This window comes from Leptolyngbya sp. Heron Island J (assembly GCF_000482245.1).
In the GTDB taxonomy this organism is placed as follows: domain Bacteria; phylum Cyanobacteriota; class Cyanobacteriia; order Phormidesmidales; family Phormidesmidaceae; genus Leptothoe.
The window spans coordinates 27,771-49,219 of sequence record NZ_AWNH01000095.1 but is presented as its reverse complement, the minus strand read 5'-3'; the positions used below and the strand labels follow the sequence as shown (position 1 = coordinate 49,219).

Here is a 21,449-nt window from a genome sequence, read left to right as displayed (position 1 = left end):
CAATATTTCTAAACATTGAGTTCACTGGCACGATCTTCTTAAGGAGAAGAAATTCTAAGGCAAAATTTCACCCATAGAATGTCTTATGCACCAGACTCTTTTGGGGTCCTGGGAGTCAACTGCAAGTAAAGCCCCGGCACAACCAACAGAGCAATCAACGTCGCCGACATCAGTCCAAAAATGATCGCCATACACAACGGAAACCATTTCGCATCACTCAGCGCCAACGGAATCAAACCAATCACAGTTGTGATCGACGTTGTCACAATGGGGCGTAGTCGATCGCTAGCACCCAGAGCCGCTGCATGGCGTACATCCCAGCCCTCTCTGCGGCGCTCATTCATGGTGTCCACCATGACAATTGCATTATTTACCACAATGCCTGTGAGAGAAATAATACCAATGGCGGTTGGGAACGAAAACGGTAGATTGAGCACAACATAACCAACAATTGTCCCAATCAGAGCAAAGGGAATGGTGAGAATAATAATCACCGGCTGAGTATAGGAACCAAACTGGAGCACCAGCACCGCAAACACTAGAAAGATGGCCACCACTAACATCTGCCCTGCCGAACCAAAGGTTTCACTACTGGTATCGGCATCACCGCCAAACTTATAGGTATACCCCCTGGGCCAGCGATCAGGATTCTTGGGAGCGGCGGAATCGTACTGCATGGCCTCCAGATGGGGCACAAGTTCAGCCAAGATCTGACTGTCATAGTAGCCCTGACCAGGAATCACTTTAGCCAACACTGTGACGCTGCGTTGGGTATCGCGATGGGTGATGGAAAGAGGCACAGCCCCCTGTACCGGTTCCAATAAAGCATTGGCAGGCAGCGCCTCACCATCAGGTGTGATAAAACGCATGGTGGCAAATTCATCGAGCCGAGCCGGTCCACCCACCTCGCCATTTTGAGAGGGCCATCGGGTACTCAAACGAATTTCCAGGTCTTCTTCGCCACTGCCCACAGAAAAGTCACCCACCTCATTGTCAATCATTAGATAGCGCCCCTGGACCCCCAAATCTTCTTGACTAATGCCATAAAAATCTAAGGCCTCTCGTTTAGGCACAAACTTGTAATCTTCCCGTAAGTTACCAAGGTCATCCCGCACATCCATGGTTCCGGGAATCTCCCGCAATGCCTGCTGCACCTGACCAGAGATCTCCCGTAGGGTTTGCAGATCTTTACCATAGAGTTCTACTTGGATGGGGTCTTCACCGCCCCCGGTACGCTCATATTGAACCGCTAAGATGGCTCCTGGATAATCCCGTAGGATGGTGTTGTTGATCTCCCGTCTGAGATCGCGAGCATATTCAAAGGAGTCACGGTCTCGCTGAGGTCGTTCGACGAACATTGTCGATAAACCAACAAAGTAGTCGGCATTGGTGGGTTTGATCTCACTAGAAGCGACCAAATTACTGCGCTGACCCACCAGTTTCACTACACTTTCGAAGACTTTTTCTCCGTTAGGGTCACTATAGTTACGAACAAATTCACCCATGCGATCAGCCACCTCTTGGGAACGGGTCAGCGTGGTGGCTGGCGGTAATTCCACATTAATGCTGAGCTTACGCCCCTCCGCATCTGGAAATAGGGCAGATGGTAACCCCGTGAACAACACCATGGCCAATACAAACAAAGCAATTGTGCTAGCTGTCCATAGACGAGCCACCCGCCGATTGGGCACCGTGACCTTTAAGCTCCACTGGGCAAACTTTTTAGAAACCTCTTCAGTCAGGCGATCGACAAAAGTTTTAGCATCGCCCTTATCCTGCACATTATCTAGCAAGAATTTAGAGAGGGGCACAACAACTAGTAAGGCAATTACATAGCTCAACACCAAACAGGTAATGGCACTGATGGGAATCAGGCGCACAAACTTGCCCATGGTACCTGCGATCGCCATCAGTGGAGCCATGGCTAAAATGGTCGTCAACTGGCCTGAAAACGCAGGAGCCGCATAGGTCTTTACGGTTTTAATCGCCGCTTGAGCAAAGGTTAGTCCCTCAATATATAGACCATTGTGCATTCCCTCCAGCATCAGGATAAACACATCCACCAGCAGGCCCAACGCCAGGATCATACCAATCATCACCATGGTGTTGAGGGTATACCCCATCATCCACAGAAAGAAAATCGCCCCTGAAAACGTCAGGGGAATGGCTAATCCAGCAATCAGCGCCTCGCGCCAGGTGAGGGCCACAAAGAGAATGGCAAAGACACAGAGCGACGCTTGCAAAACGTTGCTACCCAAATCATTCAGCTCAGTCTGAATTTTGTTGGCATCACTGTTGAGAACGCGATAGTCCATACCATGGGGCCATAGCTCAGGATCTTCACGGGCAGATTCCATAGCAGCAAGGGCACCATTAACCACCTGGGTCGTATCACTACCGGCCACTTTCACCACATCCAGCACGATGGTGGGTGAAAATTCAGCCCCCTGCCAGCTGACGTCAGCACGATTGGTTTCTCGCTCCAGACCTTGATAAACATCAGCCACCTCAGCTAAGCGCACCACACGATTATCATTCAGCCGAGCAACCGGCAGGCTGCTCAAATCCTCCAACGTACGAAAGCGACCATATAGCCTGACTTGAGCACCAATTTTGTCATCCCGCACTAAGTCCCAGGAGGTGTCAATATTGCTCCCTTCAATGGCACTGCCCACCTGGGTGGCGGAAATCCCTAAGGTTGTTAAACGACTGGGTAGCATCTGCACATGGATAACATCTTCACGTCGCCCTGACAGATCGACCTCGCGCACATTTTTAACCGACTCCAGCCGTTCTTGTAAGTCTTCAGCAACCTGACTGAGAATGGTAATATCCAGATTGTCTCCGGTTAGGGCTAGAGAGAGAACTGGCGCATCCTGCTGTGAAAGCTGTTCAAATTCCGGCTTTTCTCGCCCAGTAGCCTCTAACGGCAGTTCAGGTTCAGAATCATCCAGCTTACCGCGCAGTTGTTGAATCGACTCAGCCACAGGGGATTCGGCCTTAAAGGCAACATTAATAATCGAGAAGGAATTAAAGGTAGCACTGGTAAAGTCATCCAACCCCTGGAGACTTTTAATCTCTTCTTCAATTTTGTCGGTAACCTGATTTTCGATAGTTTCTGCATCGGTACCCGGCCAAACTGTAGTAATCAGCGCACGGGCAATCTTAATATCAGGGTCTCCCTCCTTCACCATGGAGAAATACCCCATCAGCCCGCCCATCATCAGCATAAAGCAGAGTAGAATGGCAAAAATCTGGCGGGTAAAAAAGAATGTCATCCAGGCAGGGACTGATGGCTGCTCACCTCTGTTATCGGATGCAATGCTGGTCACATTATCTGATGGGGTGTTCGACAACTCCTGAGGACTCACTGTACTTCCTCCTGATTAATAATTTCGACAGGGGTACCATCCACCAAACGATTTTGGCCATCAGTAACTACTAGCTCGCCAGGCTCCACTCCAGACAACACTTCTGTCCCAGCGAGGCCCTCCACACCTACGGTGACGCGACGTCTCTGTACCGTGCTGTCCTCCCCAACAACAAATGCAAAAAAGTCTTGTCCCCGAGAAAGCACAGACCCTAAGGGCAGAACGGTTGCATCTGAATTGGCCTCTGTTTCAATCCACACGTAGGCCCGAGCACCCACTTTGAGATTACGCACCTGCTGGAAATCTCGAATAACAATCTTAGTACCGCGACTACCTGGCGTCTGGGATGGGCTAATGGCAAAAACGCGTCCTTCACTGCCCCGCTGTTTAGCAATTGACAACAAGTCTTGCTGACTGACTCCGCTGGCTTGAGCAGCACTCACATCTTCTTCTAAAACTACATAGGCTCGCTGACCAGCGCGCACCGCATTGGCATCATCAGCCTGAAGTTCTAGTTCCACTTCGTAAGTAGACGGATCCACAACAACAATGGGAGCTGTTTCAATTAACTCTTGAGCACCACTGACATTGAGGTATTGGGAGTTCCAATACTCTCCTTCTTGAATATTGATGTAGGCAATCACACCATCAATAGGAGAAACTAGCTGAGTATCTTCCAAATCCACTACGGTTTGATTACGGCGAGCCTGAGCGGATTGAATAGAGGACTCGGCCACACGCACATTATCTTCAGCAGATGCAATTGTTTGCTGAGCAATTTTGAAGGCAGCCTGGGCCTGATCTACACGATTGCGATAGACATCCCGTGAGCTGGCCGATACTGCTCCTTGTGCAAATAACGATTGGTAACGCTGGTATTCAGTTTGGGCCAGTGCTAAGTCAGATTCAGCCTTAGCCAGCTCGGCCTTAGCTTGCAGGACCGAAGCTTGTGACTGATCGCGCTGGTTAAGGGCTACTTGAATATCAGCCTCTGATGTCACCATACTGGACGTCTGTCGGCGGTCATCTATCGTGGCTAACAGCTGACCACGGGAAACAAAGTCCCCTTCCTTAAGAGCAACGCCATTATTTTTTGCCACATAGGTAATGTCACCATTGGCATAGAAGTTCAAGACCCTGAGCTGAACCGGCAGAGAAATCCCTTCATCAAAGACCCAAGCCTGGGCAAGGCCTTGTTGAGCGCGGGTGACTCGCACCGGCAGCTGGGTTGGGCTGATTTCAGCTGTTTCAGTGGACGATGGTTGCTGCCACCCTTGATACACTTTCCAACCTGTAAAGCCAGCTAACACCAACATGGCCAAAGTAATCACTGGCCACAGGGGCTTTTTTAGTTTCCATGGGGAAGGTTTAGCAGGTGGAGCATTTTCATCCTGTGGCTGTTCTACATCAGGCGACTGAATTTCTTGAACGCGTTCCAGACTCTGAGAAGACAACGGAGATTGAGACTTAGGGTTTTCATCATTCATGGAACTGGTGTGATGTCAATGGTAAGCAACAGATGATGGAGCGTCATCTGTTTGGCTAGTTCCACCATAGTTAGATGGGCGTCTCCAAAGCGTCTCAGGCCGTCTACAGAGCGTCTAATCCTTGTTATTCAGGCATTTCAGAATAATATAATACGCGTCTAGACTTGCATATAAAGCAAGCCCCCCGCACTGCCATCAAAAGACGGCGTACGGGGGGCTTTTGCGAGCTAGCTAAAGCTCATGGCGGTGTCATTATTAAATGACGATTACGAAGCAATTACAGGTGCGCTTAGCGCAACAGGGACTTCTTCACCGGAGGCCAAGTCAAGCGGGAAGTTGTGAGCGTTGCGCTCGTGCATCACTTCTATACCCAAGTTGGCGCGGGTCAAGACGTCTGCCCAAGAACTAATCACGTGTCCCTGAGAGTCGAGGATGGACTGGTTGAAGTTGAAACCGTTTAGGTTGAATGCCATCGTAGAGATACCCAGCGCGGTAAACCAAATACCGATCACAGGCCAGGCACCCAAGAAGAAGTGCAAGGAACGGCTGTTGTTGAAAGAAGCATACTGGAAGATCAAACGACCGAAGTAGCCGTGGGCTGCAACGATATTGTAAGTCTCTTCTTCTTGACCAAACTTGTAGCCATAGTTCTGGGACTCAGTCTCAGTGGTCTCACGAACCAAGGAGGACGTTACCAGAGAACCGTGCATAGCGGAGAACAAGGAACCACCAAAGACACCCGCCACACCAAGCATATGGAAGGGGTGCATCAAGATGTTGTGCTCTGCCTGGAACACCAACATGAAGTTGAACGTACCAGAAATACCCAAAGGCATCGCGTCAGAGAATGAACCTTGGCCAATTGCGTAGATTAAAAAGATTGCAGTTGCTGCGGCGACAGGCGCAGAGTAAGCAACACAGATCCAAGGACGCATCCCTAGTCGGTAAGAGAGTTCCCACTCACGACCCATGTAAGAGTATACACCGATGAGAAAGTGGAAGATAATCAGTTGGTAAGGGCCACCATTGTAAAGCCATTCATCGAGAGAAGCAGCTTCCCAAATAGGGTAAAAGTGAAGGCCAATCGCGTTGGAGGAAGGAACAACACTAGCCGAGATCATGTTGTTGCCATACAGCAATGAACCAGCAACCGGCTCGCGGATGCCATCCATATCTACAGGGGGAGCCGCGATGAAGGCAAGGATGAAACAAGCGGTAGCAGTGAGCAGCGTCGGAATCATCAACACGCCGAACCAGCCTACGTAGAGGCGATTTTCGGTGCTAGTAACCCACTGACAAAACCGTTCCCAAAGCGACACACTCTGGCGCTTTTGCAAAGTAGTAGTCATTATTAATCTTGGGTAATTAAGTAAAAAGACAGCCGAAGCAACAAAATCAAAGGAAATCACGAACTTCTAAAAGAAAGCTTTGCGTTCCCTTGCAAGAAGTTGTTTTTCGGCTGACATAATTACTATAACCTATGCAACAGAATTCAACAATCCTCTTCGAGATATTTTTGAATAAATTCTGTCGAAAGATGAAAGTTCGTGACTACTCCTACTCTCTTATAACAATCAATGGACACAAGATTGTCGACTATGAAAGACAAAGCCACTAGCTCTGTTATAGAGCTAGTGGCAGATAACACTACAATTCAACCCAAAATGCCCCCAATTTTAGAGCAAAGCAATAAAGAGACTAAACCCAGGCTGGATTTAGCCTAAAAATACCCTCAATGAGCGATCCCATTGGTTAAAATCTGTTCAACAACAAGTCCAGCAAAGCAATCGTGCGCCCAGCCAAATAATTTTCAGCGCTGTCAACACCTCGGCAATCGCAATGCTTATAAGTTCACCAAAAGAGAACAGCATCATGACGTCCACTGCCAGAGAAAACAACAAACCCAATGAGACTTTCATGAGCAAAAACGAGGTTGTCATCGCGGTGCCCAGTCCCAGCGTTACGGTTGTTTGTCCAACGACAGTAGTATGGCCGTCAAAAAATAGTGAGCTGAGGATGAAAGAAATCGAATACTCTCGGTGCCAGCTAACCATCGACGACTAGTCGCAAAAAGCCTACAGCCCAAACCATCACCAGCACGGCAGTTTATTCAACCAATTCATAGCTCATTTTATCCACACTCGATGATTGCAATTCCACAGGAACCTCTGAGGTACGTCGCGAGAATCCCCAGATAAACAATACCGCAATCAAACTGATCATCGCCCATTCAGGCGGCACCCATTCAGGATTGACTACCCGTAGCAGCAGGCGCATTCCTACTAAGGCAACCGCCCAATAGCCTGCATCTTCCAGATAAATAAACTCCTGTAGCCACTGAATGAACAACTCAGCGAGAAAGCGCAGCAACACAACCCCAATCGTGCCACCTAGCATAATCAACCAGAGTTCTTGAGAGATGGCGAGCGCAGTTGTCACACTATCTAAGGAAAAGGCCAGATCGGTTAACACCATCAGTGGAATAATTTGCCAATGGGATCGCGCTTGCACCAACTGGCTGCTGTCTGGTGGTTTTGTTGTAAAATAGCGCCCAGCCAACCACAGAAGGTAAAGTGCTCCGGCCAGTTCAAATTGCCAGAACTGCAGCACCCAGGCAGTACCCACAACCAACAACATTCGGAAGACGTAGGCCAGCCCCAATCCAATATTCAAGGCACGTCGTTCCAGCTCTGGTTGCTGGAGTGTTTGGGCCAGTCCGGCTAGAGCGATCGCATTGTCAGCAGTGAGCACCGCTTCCATAGCAACTAGAACAATTAACTGAAACAGCGTTTCGACGCTGGTATTAAAGGGAGAATTAAAAACTTGGTCGAGCATGAGTTCGATTTATCTCGCGATGGAGCGTAGGCAATCAACAATGGAAAAACTAGGTAGGGGACTTAGTTCGCCATAGGGTATGACCTGCACTTTGCCATGCTGCGAGTCCACCTTTCAAAACGCAAATGTTGCGATAGCCTCGGCTCATGAACTGCCGAGCGGCCATACTACTTCGCTGTCCGTTGAGGCAGGTGATTAGAATCGGCTGGTCTTTGGGAATGTCTTTAATTGAGATATCTAAATTTAATCTTTTCGCATCTGGAATCATATGGCTTGCGAATTTTGGATTTTGCACATCAATGACAAGCTGATTTTTTAGCTTACGCTTCGCTTCACTGGGTGCCATCAGCGGGATGGGACTAATTCGCTTCTTTTTGCGAAATCGAACAGGCATGAAATTTTCCTCTTATAGTCGTTTAATGCCAGATCAGGCAATCAAAAAAGTAAGGAAGCAGGATTTTATCAGATCCCAGAATGTTGTCTGCAGAAGCGTTCCATGGAACGTCTGTACGGCAAAAAACAGGGTCTAATTGAATTCTCATTCCTAAGCGTCCCCGGAGAGAATAGGGGAGACTGACTGGTACCGTTGGCTGCGACTTCGCTCAACCAACGGTACCAGTGGGGTAGTTACCCAAAAAAACAGATAAGACTAGTAGTCCGTCAAGCCTAAATTTTGGCATGCATAAGCTTTTGAAGCTTTACACTTCAAAGGTTCCAGATGCTATTGATCCCAATTTTTAGGTTTGACGCTGCACTAGGGCGGAAAAATCAGCTCAACAACAGCACAACCAGAAATCAGCATCTGAAAATCGTATGGTGAGTTCATGATCAAAGAAGAGTACTGGGAAATGATGGCGTTCAAATATCTTGCTGCAATTTAATTTTCGGAATAGTTACTGCGATCGCGAAGAGAAAACTGCCAAGACAATACAGAAAGTAAGATGACCACCTGTATAAACCAGGGAGCTAAAACAATGCTCAAGAGAAGGCTGAGCAACGCCAAGATAGCTGCAAAAACTCCAATCATTTCCTCTTTTGCAGTGTTGGCGATATAGGTAGCTATACCAAAGACGGACATCGAGATAATCAATGACATGACGGACTAATAGAGAGTTTTTGAAGGGTATTAAAACGCCTGCTTGATCAATTCAGATGCAGATTCCATAATCACGATCATCGAAGGGATGACTTCGGCATAGGGTTGCCTAGTGCCAATGAATTTGAAACCTGAACAAATACCGTCCACTTCAAGCTGAGGTGGACGCGCCCATGGCTATAGGTACTAACTAGAGATGAAAACCTCTAATTAAGGACAAGAAAAAACCTCACGTCCCTGCAGACAAGGGACATGGCGATAAATACTAACTAGAGATAAGAACCTCTAATTAAGAATAGGAAAAAACTTCACATCCCTGCAGATAAGGGACAGCAAAGGCTACTTTAGCGTAGTGACAGCAGCTTTTTTTGCTTGATCGTTCTTTCCCAGTGTCGAGAGACAATGCGTACTGGGTTTGAAGAGACTATTGAAGCAGCATTATCATGTCGATGAATATCGGCAGCCATGATTTTGATAACCCCATCATTATGATTCCAGATGAGCGATTGTGGTAAGAACGCTCCCTTTAAGCACCGTTGTTTTCGCAAAACGGCAACAACGACCACGAATTTCTACTATATCGTTTATCCCAGCAAGATGCAAGAAGATGTTCATCTCCGCAGCTGACTGTCGTCGCACTGTCGCCCGTATCCCAGGCCCCTCAATGATTCCTATTGAGACCATCTACTTGCTAGATTTTTGACACCCTTGTTAGATAGCTCTTAAAGTCGATGAGGGATAAGCTTTTGCAAAGAAGAGCTAAGACCGAAGCGATTCCCAGAGCAAATGTCCATCGGTTCCTAGAGTTCGGATCAGACCCCCTCTAACAGAATTAGGGACTTTGCCAAACATGTTAACCATGGCGGCGAGCAGATCAGGTGTGGCCAGGCTATCGGCTAAAAAGCCTGACCATTGGCAACGAGGCAGCTGGAAAAACGCATTGAAAAGACAGCAGAGCTGAGGATGATTGAACCGCATCAATGCCTCTAAACCAAAGCTATAAATATAGTGTTTACGCAGGCGTTCGCTGGGCCACAACGCTTGCCAAGCTACCTGAGATAGCTGCGAAGGGGTTGAAGACTGCATCGCTATTGCAACAGCTTCTGCTAAAATCGGTGCCCGGCGCAGTAGCGCGCCAACCATGTAACCTGTTGCTGGATGTACCATGCTGGCGGCACCGCCAAAACCAACAACCCGCTGTTTAAAATCGGGCAGGGTGAGATTCATGGGAAACAGACAATGCTCTTCGCGCTGGATTTCCAAGACTTCGATCTGGCTTGCCATCAGGCGTTGATAGAGCCTGTCCTTAAGCATTTCAAAGGGAATCGCGGGATGGGAGGCCAGGGATGTTTCTTCGAGAAAGTAAATATCATTGCCCAAATCCATCGCGTACAGAAATGTAGGAGATTTAGACCTGTCTTCTGAGGGCAAGTGTCCGTTCCGATAATCCATCAAAACACAGCGCCCCGGCTGAATCGGTGGCCGAGAAAATTGAGCGAAAATTCCATAGGCAGCCTGATAGGCCACATTATCTTTAGCGGGTCTTTGGATAAAGGCAGGCTCATGGCCAGTGGCATCAATGATCAGTTTGGCGGAAAACTGTTCACCGGCTTGGGTGGTGACCGTAGAGCTATTTTCTGTGTGCTCAATTGTGTCAGCTAGCCCTTGATGCCAGGTGATTGAGTCACATTGTTGGAGCCAGTGTTGTTGCAACTTAGCTTGATCCAAAAAGCCGTACTCCCGATGCAGTGGTCGTTCTCGTTCACTGAAGTAGCTAACACAGTCTGGCCATCGGTGGCTCAATACATCGGGCAGTCCTAAGGCTTCTAGCTCATCCACCCAAATGCCATAGGTAGTGGACCAGGGGATAGATGGGCCTGTCGGTGCTAGGCCATGCACCTTGAGATTTTGATGGCATAAGGCGGCTGCGATCGCTAATCCGGCAGGCCCTGAACCAATCACTAATACATCCTGCATCATACATTTTCTCCGTCTGACTATTTACAGGCCATTTGGAGCCAACAGAACTTTACCCTTGCGTTCTCCGGCCATGGTGTAGGTGATGGCCTCTGTAATCTCATCTAGCAAGAAATGTTTTTCAACCGGCGCATACAATATGTCTGCGGCCACAGCCATGGTCAATTCACCATAAACTCTGGTTTGTTCTTTTTTACTAGCTTTGAGCAACCAGGGCAATAACCAGAATCCTCGCACGTGCACATCGCGGAAAAGAATTGGGGCAATCTCTACCGAGGCTGGTTTATTGGACATACCACCGTAGAGAACGATGGTTCCAGACTCCTCCAGTGTTTCTGCCAGTCGACCAAACGTGTCGCCTGCCACAGCATCAAGGGCTAACTTCATCCCGACACCCGTTGCTTCACGCACCTGTTTGGCCAGATCTACTCCATCCACTAAAACGATATCTGCGCCCGCTTGCTTCAGGGCTGCCACCGCACTCTCGCGTCGCACAACACAAACAAGATTAATCCCTCGCGCTTTCGCCAATTGCAAAATATAGCTGCCCACCGCTGAATTGGCCGCAGATAGTATCACCCAGTCTCTTGGTTTGAGGTCCACAAACTCGGTCAGCAACAAATATGCGGTGGCTGGGTTCACACGGAGCATAGACAGCTGATCTAGATCGGCCTCTGGCAAAGGCACAAGCTGATCGATGGCACCTACCATCTCCGTGGTCCAGGTACCCACCGAAGGCAACAGTACCAGCTGCCCTTCATCAACGCCGTTGCCATTGACTTCAACCACTCTGCCTAGACCTTCAAGACCAGCGATTGTTGGGAGGTCGGGCTTTACCCCATACTGCCCTGCGATTTGAGCGACATCGGATGGATTAATGGGAGCTCTGAGTACCTTAATCCGTGCCTGCCCTGCGGTCAGCACAGATGCATCACTTTCTTTTACTTCCAGCACTTCTGCAGGATTGCCAAAGTTGCGATATAGAACCTGCTTCATGGTGATTCATCCAAATAAAATTAGGTGGTATTTTGCTTTTGAGGAGATTATGATGATGATTGCGATCGCAGCGAATGCAGGCTAGGAATATCCCAAGCCTCCTTGAGGCGTTGATCAACTATTCTCCAGACCACAACAGCATCTATCTCAAAAGAGCTACCGTCGAGGGTCATACTCGGGCAGGCATGGGCCACGACAAACTCGTCACCCACAGCATAGGCTTGCTGAACCCGTACACTAAAGGTGTTATCAGTCAGCTTACCTAGTTTTCTAAAAAACCCTTGCAAGCCATCAAGACGTTGATAGTCACCGTGAAGCTGTGGCAGCTGAGGATTGATGTAGTGCCAGACAAAATCATCGGCAAACAACTCTTTTATTTCGTCTAATCTATCCGGTAGTAGGGCCGGTATTTTTCCAACTAGAGAGAGGTTAGCCTGTGCTTTACTCATGGTTATCTTTTCCTATTACCATGGTTTTACTTTAATTAAGTCGGCGTCTCCAGACCGTCTCCAGGGCGTCCAATCCTTGTGATGCCATCGTTTTAACAGCTGCTCGGTTATTTATTCAAAGTCGTGGTGTCATGGTCCACTAACTCAGTCGCATCGGATTGCAGATATGACACAGTTGACATAATTAACCCTGGCGACAGAGATGGATGGGGGTATAAATCAGCAATGATGAAGGTGAAGAGGAATGCGATCGCAAGTCGCTCAAACACAAGATGATAAGGTCGTAATACGTGCAACATTTTTCGAGTCCTCCCTAATGTGTAGTTGTGGGGTTAAACTGTGCCGGTTGAAAACGTTATCTGGTTTTCAACTACCCCAAAGGTAACCAAACAGGCGTCTCTAACTCGTCTCTAATGCGTCCCAGCACTACAACCAAGCCCATAGGGATCGCTGCGACACACATATCTAAGCTCATGGCCTAATATTGGAAATAGAACAGTGCAGCCACATTAGAATCTCCTAGGGGAGTGAATACATCATGAAAGTCTTAATCGTTACCCTGGGCTCTCGCGGTGATGTGCAACCCTACGTTGCTCTGGGTCAAGGATTAAAGACCGCTGGCCATGAGGTCACTGTTTGCACCAGTATGCTGTTTCAATCCTTTATCACTGAACAGGGTCTGCATTACGGCCATATGAACAATCAGCTGATGCAGCTGATGGACTCAGATGCGGGTCGAGATGCGATGGAAAATACCAACAATCTGTGGGGTACTATTCGCACTAACATCAAACTGTTTTCCCAGGTGAAGTCAATGTATCGCCAGACCCTGCAGGATATCTGGCAAACCACCCAATCGGTTGCACCGGATCTGTTGATTTTGGCATCTAAAGCCGCATTTATGGCTGAAGCCATTGCCGACAAACAGAAAATCCCCTTAGTTATCGCCCTACCGTTTCCCCAGTTTGTGCCTACGGCTCAATCCCCTGCCATGGGTTTCCCAGATTGGCCCCTGGGCCGCTGGTATAACCGCCTCACCTATTGGATTGTGCATACAGCCATTGGTTTGTATGGGGGGATTCCCAATGAATTTCGTCGCCAGGTGTTGCAGCTACCGCCCAAGCCTAAAGGTATGGACCTGTTGCACCGGGCGGATGGTAGTCCTATTCCTGTGCTCCATGGCTATAGCCAACATGTTGTTCCCCGACCAACTGACTGGCCAGAGGCTGCCTATGTTAATGGCTATTGGTTTTTGGAACAACACGATAGCTGGCAGCCTCCAGATGACTTAAAAGCATTTCTGGAGGCGGGGGCACCGCCCATTTATATTGGCTTTGGCAGTATCTCTGGCAGTCAGCCCCAGCGACTGGCTAAGGTTGTGCTTGAAGCATTACAGACCACCCATCAACGCGGTATTCTGGCCACGGGCTGGGGTGGCCTGCAAACAGGCGACTTACCTAAAACAGTTTTTCAGCTAGAGCAAGCCCCCCACGACTGGTTGTTTCCAAAAGTGTCAGCCGTCATCCACCATGGTGGTGCAGGTACAACTGCCGCAGGGTTGCGAGCCGGACGTCCCACATTGATTTGTCCTTTCTTTGGCGATCAGCCATTTTGGGGCAAACAGATTTATACCCTAGGGGTGGGGCCAAAGCCGATTCCGCAAAAACAGCTAACGATAAGCAAGCTGGCTGAGGCAATGCATGAGCTTGTTTCTAACCAAACCCTACGACACAATGCTGAGACATTGGGGGAGAAAATTCGGGCTGAGGAGGGTGTGGGAAATGCGATCACACTCCTAGAAACCCTATTCTCTTCTCAGCCCTTAGGCCGTTATTAGATTAAGGCGTTGCTGATCCTCGACCAGGCTCTAATCTGAAAAATATTGCTGTCAGGCGATCCTGCTAGATCGATTTCTCCTCTAAATCAGCAACGCCTTACTTCTCAAATGCTCCCAGCGCCTTCAAAGACTCTTTTTGAGCAGCGGTTAACCCTTGCACATCGGTAATATTCATATTCTCGTAAGGTCTGGGCACCATCAGAGTCTTCAAACATTCACCCGTAGCAACATGCCAAAGTCGAATCGTTTGATCCGCACTGCCACTGGCCAGTATTTGACCATCGGGAGTAAAAGATAGTGAGTTGATCCGTCCATGATGTAAATCCAGAATCCGTAACAATTTGCCTGTGTTTGCATCCCAAAGTTTAACCATCTGATCGTCGCCACCCGTAGCTATGATGCTGCCATTCGGGCTAAAATCAGCCACCCAAACAGTTGCCTGGTGCCCTTGCAGAGTTTTTAGCAGCTTACTCGTCTTAGGATTCCATAGTTGCACTGTGCCATCATCACCGCCGATCACTAACTGTTGACCATCACAGTGAAACCCTAACGTCCAGGTGGAACTTTTTTGGCTTTGCAAAACAGTGAGCAATTCTCTCGTTGCCGTATCCCACAGTTTAATGGCACCATCCATACCCGTACTGGCAAAGTATTGACCATCCGGGCTAAAGCGAGCTGCAAACACCCAACCGTCATGGGCATCAATGGTTTTAATCACCTGTCCAGAGGGCACATCCCATAGACGCACTGTTTGGTCGAATCCACTACTCAACAACAGTTGACCATCGGCGCTAAACTCTACGAAATATACGGCAAAATCATGCCCATGCAGCACCTTCAAAAGCCGACCTGTTGCCACATCCCATAGACTAATAGTGTTCTCAACACCACTACCGGCTATCATCTTGCCATCAGGACTGACCGCCACCCCTAAGACGGCGTCACTCTGCCCTTCGAATGTGCTGATCAGCTCACCCGTATCTACATGCCAAAGTCTCACCTTGTGATCGCTACTGCCACTCACTAAGAGAGGTTTATTAGGATGAAAACGCACTGAGTTCACCCAACTGGAGAAGCCCTGCAATGCCTTGAAAAGACGTTTCTGGGGTATTTCCCATAGTCGAATGGTGTGATCATTGCTGCCAACGGCCAACTGTTGACCATCGGGGCTAAATGCCAGGGCCCATACGAGGCTAGTATAAACAGTTGCAATGCGCAGCAGCTGAGCTGTTTTCGGGTCCCACAACTTGGTTGTAGCGTCAGCACTACCGCTAGCAAGATAATTACCACAGGGGCTAAACGCCACGGATGAGATCCAATATTTGTGTGCTTGGAATGTCAGTTCAATTTGTCGGGTTTGTAAATTCCAGATGCGAATACTGCCATCATTTTCACCAATAGCCAAATACTGTCCATCTGGACTAAAACTGACACATTTAGGCTCAGTTTCACAGTGCCAGACAGTGAGCACTTCTCCCGTTTGAGCATCCCAAATACGCAGGGTTTTATCAACGCTAACACTGGCAATTTGTTGGCCGTCTGGGCTAAAAACGGCTGAATTAATCTGTTGGGTGTGTCCTGTTAAGCGATGTCGAGGTTTGTAGGTAGTTAAATCCCACAGGATCAAATGAGTGTCGAGGCTACCACTCACTAGCAAATTATCAGTGGGGCTAGTATTCAGGGTCCAAACAATACCTGTATGCTCTTTTAGCACTTGAATCAATTGGCCTGTAGCAACATCCCAAATATTTATTTCTCCAGCCTTGCCTTCAGTCGCTAAGTGTTTACCATTATGGATAAAATCCACAGCAATCACCCAGCTGGTTGACGCTTCTTTTATGATCAAGATCGGTCTTTGATCAACCGTTCGCCAGACAACAACTCGCCCATCTCCTTCACCTGTGGCCAGCAATGAACCGTCAGGACTATAGGCAACGCTGGCAACAGGATCTAAGGGTTGATTAAATGCCGCTTCTTTAAATACAGTATGGGAAAAGTCAACCTGTTGCAGAGGCACATGCTGTAGATAGGCATGATAAATTGTTAGTCTTGATAAATCCAACTCCGTAAAGTCTATAGCCAGGGCCCACGCAAGATTAATCAGATTGCCAGCGCTATAGCCAGTGGCTTTTTTCTGAAGTGATTGTAGTGTTTTGAGATGGTCCAGAATAGCCGGTTCTGGATGCGATAACGATTGCCTCAACTGCTCAGCAACAACCTGTAAGATCAGCCTTTCTTGGCTCTCTCGTACAAAATCTTTGACAGTCGTTTTAATTAAGGCATAGGTGACTGTTGCCAGAGACTTTAGTGGCTGGCTGCTAAAACACTCAGGATCAGCTAATTCCTCACTGATCTGTTCAATCAGCCGATCGATGACATACTCCATAATCACCGGCTGTTGAGTATAGGTATTACCCCGTCGTTCAATTAGAGAACGCCAACAGAGTGATTCGATGGCCTCAATTAATTTTGTCTTATGGCAGGATGGATAAATATCCGTCTTGAGTTCAGTAATTGTGGTCCAATCTCGATTAATCGCCAGCCAGGTCATGACCGTTTGTTCCAGGGGGGAGAGACGGTCAAACTGAACATCTAACAATTTTCGTGCACCATTAAAGAGCAAGGTGTCTTCTTTGAGGAATAGGGAGATATCGCCATCAAACACATCGCGGATGGAACTGCTGATGATCTGCAGCGATAGGGGACTGTGGCCGTAGCGATCGCAAAGCCGGTTTTTATCCTCTTGGCTACCCACCAGTTGCTTCGCTTCAATCAGAGCCAGTGCTGCCTCCGGCGAACCTTCTAACTGCAGCACCTGCACCGCAGGATTGGCCTCTGACATCGTGGCCACCTCAGCCGGTTTTTCTCGACTGGTTAGCAACAGACAGCTTTGATGGTTAGTCTGACCGGCGACTGACACCAGCTCACTATAGTTCTCATAGCCCTCACGATATTGACCAGCCCGTTCTCCCCCCTTAAACAGGGTTTCCACATTGTCCAAAATCAGTAAACATCGCGCTTGCCGTAGCCAATGCACCCATCGAGTCAGGGAACAGGTCGCTTCTTGCTGGTTAGATATAAACGGTACTAAATCTTCTAGCAACGTATTCAGCGGCGGTGCATTACGCAGCGAACGCCAGATGATGAAGTCAAATTTTGTCTGCAGCTGATGAATCACCTTGGCCGCCAGGGACGTTTTGCCAATGCCGCCCATCCCCACTACAGTCACCAGGCGACACTGGTCTTGGTCAATCCACTGACATAGCTGGCTTGCCTCCTCTGAGCGGCCATAGAAAAAACTAATATCTGGAGCTTCTCCCCAATCGATTTGTGTTTTTGTTTTAGGAGCACCGATGGCCACAGACTCAGTAGTCAATTGCCCCGGCCATGGCTCAGCCTGTCTAGATGCTGGTGGTGGGGTTTCATCTAAGAGTAGTTGTTCATAAAACTGACGGGTTTCTAGACTGGGGTCAATGCCCATTTCATCCCGTAGCAGCGTCATGCACTGGTGGTACACCTGCAGGGCATTGGCTCGTTCTCCCTGGTGGGCATGGCACTGCATCAAGGTTAGATAGCCCGACTCATTCAGGGGTTCTAGCTGGAGTAAGCGTTGGGTAGTTGCGATCGCATCCCGATAGTCTCCCAATTCAGCTAATACCGAACTCAAATCAGCCAACCCATTGATCAAAAGCTGATGCAAACGATGGCGCTCCGGTTCAATCCAATCGTCATAGCAGGTGGGGAGTAGTTCACCTTGATACAGCTCGATAGCTTGCTTGAGGCTCTCGGCCTTGGCTGGAGCCGCCACCGCCTCAGCCGCCTGGGCAATTTGGGTTTCAAATGCCGCCACATCCGACCAGAATGAATATTGAGGTCGCCATTGAATCGTTTGGGATGTGACCGCCAGTAGCTGATCCGCAGCTGGCAAAATCTGTCTCAGTCGATGTAGTTCTCGCCTCAGACTCGTTTTTGCTTTGGCATCGGTGGTATCTGGCCAAAATACACTGGCCAGCTGAGAGCGCAGCTGAGGTGTTTGCGCATTCAGCACCAAATAGGCGATCAACGACTGATATCTATCTGCCTGTAATCCTTCGACCGGTTGGTGCTCAAACGTTAATCGAAAATGACCTAGCAGATTGATACATAGCCGTTTGGAAGATTGCATTACTGTAGGCTCAGCCGTTCACAAACATCAAGAGGGAAAAGCACAACACTATCAGATAATTTGTTGGGCATTGCTGATCCGAACTGAGTTTTACAGGTTGGCCCTCATCAATAGCGCCCCCCCCTGGTGTGGCATCAGAGGATGGGGATGGAGTTCGATGGATCTGACGCTCTCAAATCCATGGCGCTGATATAACCGCTGGGCCCCGATATTATCTGCCAATACGATCAGGCTTAAACTGTTATAGCCTTCTGTCTGGGCTTTTGATTTTGTGAGCTCAATCAGCCGAGAGCCAATGCCTTTGTGCTGATAGTCTGTCAACACACACAGAGCATCAAGAAAAAAACTGCCTTCCACTCGGGCCGAGAAAAAGTCTTGAAAGTGCTCCAGCCGGTCTGGTGGGAAAAGGTCACGCATTTCCGGAGTAATTTGATGATAAGTGGCCGGAAATGAGAGGGCCATGCCAATGACGTGGTGATTCAATTCGGCCACAATGGCACTGCGATAAGAGTGGGGATACACATCCTGTTCCAGGCCAGATGCGACAAATTGCACTGCCGAAACCCCTGGCATCAAGTCGTGGAAAAGAAACTCGACGGCTCCGCCCGAGGCGATATCCTCTAGTTCAGCCAGGGTTTTGACATCTGTTTTTTGGCCTGCTCGGTATAGAACTTCCATAGGGGCAACCTCTCAGAGGGTGCTTTAAAGGTAGCATTCAAGACTTGATTCAGTAGGGATTCTTGACCTGGGCGTTGCTGAGCCGAACCATGATTTTCTCTCAAAGATATCGCTGTATGGTGTTGCGAATCGATCGGTTCATTCTCTAAATCAGCAACGGCTGCTCTGCTGTAAGGAACCAGCCGTCGCTCCTAGCAATATCCCCCCTCAATGATCCTTAATAGAAGGAGCCGAGGCCAGGGTCAAAGCACCTTCCTGCATCCGTTTAACGTCTATCTCTGACCAAACCTTGGGGCCCTGACAGTGATGGGCCACGAGCAAACCCCATAGCCCCTGATTAGTCAAAATGGGCACTACCAGATTGGCTCGTACATGCAAGTGTCGCAAAAAGTCACGGTGACAGGGCTCAATGGAGGCTGTTTCAATATCCTCAATAGCTCGGATGCGACCAGCCAGATAAAGTTCAGCATACTCACCGTTAAAACATTGGTCTGGACCGGTCGAACCGTAGATGGAGAATTCCCCGGAACTTAGGGCTTCAAAGGTAACCTGGCCTTCCCATTGATTGTAAAAGTAATAAATAACGACTCGATTAACTTGTAGAAAGGTGCGCAGATCCTCAGTCGTCGTTTGCACCAGCTGATCGCGCTGCATGGTTTGACCCAGACGCTGCAGGATAGATCCGATTGCGCCGACTTCGGTATCGACCCGTTTAGCATGAATATCTGGATCAAACTGGGTCGTCATGGTAAAACAGCAGCATTTCTCAGCATTAAATCCCTTGTATCACTTGCTGAAGCAAAAAATTAATTAATTTACAGAATTTTAAGCAACAGAAAAATTACCAGCACCCTAGTGCTCTGTGGCGTAAGTTGGCTCACTATTCAGTGGGGATGAGTGGATGAGTGGATGGGTAGATGGGGGATGAAATAGCTGCTAAGTTTCTGCCATGGGTACTAGTCTGAATTAATTGACAAACATCAAAAAAGTTTCAGAATAGACTGTTGCTTGACGTGGTTTTCTAAGTGGACGGCAACGATGACAGATATGCGGTTAATTCGAGGTCGCTGGGTTTTTACGGGTGAGACTACGCTAACTGATGGCGCGATCGCAATCCAGGACGATACTATTGTAGCGGTGGATGCCTGGACGACGTTACAGGCGACCTATCCCCAGGCGGCGGTGATTGGCTCTGATCGGTTTGCTGTGATGCCGGGGTTAATCAATGCCCACCACCACAGCAATGGGGTGCCCAATTCTCTCCAGGGTGTGGACGATGATTTTCTAGAATTGTGGCTATTTGCCAATATTGGCTTGCGATCACAAGATCCTAAACTTAAAACCTTACTGAGTATTGCCCAGCTGTTGCAGAGCGGGGTAACCAGCGTTGTGGATGTGGCCAGCATGGGTGGCACCGCCCAGGACTGTCGGGACAATCTTGAGGGACGACTGGCCGCCTATGAGCAAGCTGGCATGCGTGTCGCCCTAACGCCGGGCATGCGCTATGAAAGCATGTTTGTCCATGGTGAAGATGATACCTTTTTAGCCAGTCTGCCAGAAGACTTAAGACAGCGGCTGCAAACCCTGGTACCCATGGCACAGCCCGTATCTAGAACAGCGCACATAGAGCTGATTGCCGACTTTGTGCAACAGTATCAGACTCACCCCCACATTGATATCTGGTTTGGTCCACCAGGCCCTCAATGGGTTGGCGATGAACTACTCCTACAGATGGTAGATGCCGCTGAGCGTTTAGATACCCATGTCCAAACCCATGCCCTGGAGTCTTTCTATGAAAAACTGATGGGGCCGCGTCTCTATGGTCAATCTGTTATTGCTCACTTAAACCAACTGGGAGTGCTGAGTCCTCGATTCTCCATTGCCCACGGTGTCTGGCTTACCCCAGCTGACATTGAGATTTTGGCAGAAACTGGAGCTGCGGTGAGCCACAACCCCAGCTCTAACCTGCGGCTGCGGGCGGGCATGGCTCCGCTGACAGCCATGGTCTCTGGTGGGGCGACTGTGGGGTTAGGTATGGATGGTACCGCCCTCGGCGATGATGAGGACATGTTTGCTGAAATGCGATTAGCGGCGCGGCTGCAGCGGTCTCCTCAAATTAACAGTCCGGCCCCTGGCTATGGCGACATCTTGCGGCTGGCAACAGTTGGCAGTGCTAAGCTCATGGGCAAAGCGCAACAGCTTGGCAAACTCGCCCCTGGCTATCGAGCCGATGTGGTGTTGGTAAATTGCGATCGCATCACCTGGCCCTGGATGTCTCCTGAGGCCAATCCTCTCCATGTCATACTAATGCGGGCCAAGGCCACCGATGTCGATACGGTTCTGGTTAATGGCCAGGTCGTCCTCAAAGCCGGCATGCCCACCGGCTTTGACCTCAGGGCAGTGGGCCAAACCATTGCCGAACAGCTTGACGCCGCGCCCAACCGAGACCAATATCGCGCCTTGGCCACGGATCTCATCCCCTATTTAGGACAATGGTACGCCCGATGGCCGGTGCCGACATTGTCGCCCTATGCTGCTTTTAACTCTCGTACGTAAGC

16 protein-coding genes are annotated in these 21,449 nt (G+C 49.0%); 2 read left to right on the top strand and 14 right to left on the bottom strand.

The features are described 5' to 3' along the window. Positions 1-83 precede the first annotated feature (83 nt). The 11 genes from N836_RS64550 to N836_RS77215 all read right to left on the bottom strand — a co-directional run bounded on the left by N836_RS64550 (position 84) and on the right by N836_RS77215 (position 12,510). Positions 84-3,371 carry an efflux RND transporter permease subunit gene (locus N836_RS64550; RefSeq protein WP_023075438.1) on the bottom strand — a complete coding sequence of 1,096 codons (3,288 nt, stop codon included), beginning with the start codon at positions 3,369-3,371 and terminating at the stop codon, positions 84-86. Next, positions 3,368-4,858, bottom strand: a complete 1,491-nt coding sequence (locus N836_RS64545; RefSeq protein WP_023075437.1) for an efflux RND transporter periplasmic adaptor subunit — start codon at positions 4,856-4,858, stop codon at positions 3,368-3,370. Before N836_RS64545 ends, N836_RS64550 begins: the two co-directional genes overlap by 4 nt. 266 nt (positions 4,859-5,124) lie before the next feature. Next, on the bottom strand, positions 5,125-6,207 hold the full coding sequence (psbA, locus tag N836_RS64540) for a photosystem II q(b) protein (protein WP_031293852.1): 1,083 nt from the start codon (positions 6,205-6,207) through the stop codon (positions 5,125-5,127). A gap of 414 nt (positions 6,208-6,621) precedes the next feature. Continuing rightward, the gene (locus tag N836_RS64535) at positions 6,622-6,912 is read right to left on the bottom strand and encodes a hypothetical protein (protein WP_023075434.1); all 291 of its coding nucleotides are present in this window, start codon (positions 6,910-6,912) and stop codon (positions 6,622-6,624) included. Between the two features lie 52 nt (positions 6,913-6,964). Further along, the gene (locus N836_RS64530; RefSeq protein ID WP_023075433.1) at positions 6,965-7,693 is read right to left on the bottom strand and encodes a TerC family protein; all 729 of its coding nucleotides are present in this window, start codon (positions 7,691-7,693) and stop codon (positions 6,965-6,967) included. Between the two features lie 49 nt (positions 7,694-7,742). Continuing rightward, positions 7,743-8,087 carry a rhodanese-like domain-containing protein gene (locus tag N836_RS64525; protein ID WP_023075432.1) on the bottom strand — a complete coding sequence of 115 codons (345 nt, stop codon included), beginning with the start codon at positions 8,085-8,087 and terminating at the stop codon, positions 7,743-7,745. Between the two features lie 483 nt (positions 8,088-8,570). After that, entirely contained in the window at positions 8,571-8,789 is a 219-nt protein-coding gene (locus N836_RS64520; RefSeq protein ID WP_023075431.1) for a hypothetical protein, read from the bottom strand. Positions 8,790-9,548: 759 nt separating this feature from the next. Beyond that, a complete protein-coding gene (crtL, locus tag N836_RS64515) occupies positions 9,549-10,769 on the bottom strand; it encodes a lycopene beta cyclase (protein WP_023075430.1) in 1,221 nt (406 codons plus the stop codon). A gap of 21 nt (positions 10,770-10,790) precedes the next feature. Continuing rightward, complete coding sequence (locus N836_RS64510) at positions 10,791-11,762, bottom strand: zinc-dependent alcohol dehydrogenase family protein (protein ID WP_023075429.1); 972 nt, start codon at positions 11,760-11,762, stop codon at positions 10,791-10,793. Positions 11,763-11,809: 47 nt separating this feature from the next. After that, entirely contained in the window at positions 11,810-12,211 is a 402-nt protein-coding gene (locus N836_RS64505) for a nuclear transport factor 2 family protein (protein ID WP_023075428.1), read from the bottom strand. 107 nt (positions 12,212-12,318) lie between these two features. Further along, complete coding sequence (locus tag N836_RS77215; RefSeq protein WP_152532252.1) at positions 12,319-12,510, bottom strand: hypothetical protein; 192 nt, start codon at positions 12,508-12,510, stop codon at positions 12,319-12,321. Between the two features lie 239 nt (positions 12,511-12,749). On the opposite strand from N836_RS77215, the gene N836_RS64500 reads away from it, so the two are divergent. After that, positions 12,750-14,048, top strand: a complete 1,299-nt coding sequence (locus N836_RS64500) for a glycosyltransferase (RefSeq protein WP_023075427.1) — start codon at positions 12,750-12,752, stop codon at positions 14,046-14,048. A 97-nt stretch (positions 14,049-14,145) separates the two neighbouring features. Here N836_RS64500 and N836_RS64495 read toward each other — a convergent pair whose 3' ends face one another. The 3 genes from N836_RS64495 to N836_RS64485 all read right to left on the bottom strand — a co-directional run bounded on the left by N836_RS64495 (position 14,146) and on the right by N836_RS64485 (position 19,638). Beyond that, positions 14,146-18,213 (bottom strand): BTAD domain-containing putative transcriptional regulator, encoded by a 4,068-nt coding sequence (locus tag N836_RS64495; RefSeq protein WP_023075426.1) that lies wholly within the window; start codon positions 18,211-18,213, stop codon positions 14,146-14,148. A 90-nt stretch (positions 18,214-18,303) separates the two neighbouring features. Then, positions 18,304-18,891: a GNAT family N-acetyltransferase gene (locus tag N836_RS64490; protein ID WP_023075425.1), complete on the bottom strand. Its 588-nt coding sequence runs from the start codon at positions 18,889-18,891 to the stop codon at positions 18,304-18,306. 207 nt (positions 18,892-19,098) lie between these two features. Continuing rightward, the gene (locus tag N836_RS64485) at positions 19,099-19,638 is read right to left on the bottom strand and encodes a GAF domain-containing protein (RefSeq protein WP_023075424.1); all 540 of its coding nucleotides are present in this window, start codon (positions 19,636-19,638) and stop codon (positions 19,099-19,101) included. A gap of 291 nt (positions 19,639-19,929) precedes the next feature. On the opposite strand from N836_RS64485, the gene N836_RS64480 reads away from it, so the two are divergent. Next, positions 19,930-21,447 (top strand): amidohydrolase family protein, encoded by a 1,518-nt coding sequence (locus N836_RS64480; protein ID WP_023075423.1) that lies wholly within the window; start codon positions 19,930-19,932, stop codon positions 21,445-21,447. The last annotated feature ends 2 nt before the right edge of the window (positions 21,448-21,449 follow it).